The organism is Paraburkholderia sp. SIMBA_054, assembly GCF_046534875.1.
Lineage (GTDB): Bacteria > Pseudomonadota > Gammaproteobacteria > Burkholderiales > Burkholderiaceae > Paraburkholderia > Paraburkholderia hospita.
Genome location: NZ_JAWRXV010000844.1, coordinates 1 through 269, shown reverse-complemented (window position 1 = coordinate 269; position 269 = coordinate 1). Strand labels below are relative to the sequence as shown.

General features: G+C 56.9%; 1 protein-coding gene. It reads left to right on the top strand.

Going from position 1 to position 269, the window contains the following annotated elements; all coding sequences use genetic code 11:
- On the top strand, nt 1–269 hold a 269-nt coding region (locus SB822_RS57495; RefSeq protein ID WP_410859162.1), incomplete at both ends, for a hypothetical protein.

The following is a 269-nucleotide window of genomic DNA, read 5'->3' as shown; positions in this document are numbered from 1 at the left end:
ATTCTGGCAAGGTTACAAAGCCCCGAAAGGCACGCGTAAAGTGGAGTGGCCGGATCTGGACGATGCCCAGCGCCAGGAACTGGATAACCGCCTGATGATCATCGACTGGGTGCGTGACACCATCAACGCACCGGCAGAAGAATTGGGACCATCGCAACTGGCCCAGCGTGCTTTTGATCTGCTCAGCAACGTCGCGGGCGATCGTGTGACTTATCGGATCACCAAAGGCGAAGATCTGCGTGAGCAAGGTTATATGGGGCTGCACACCG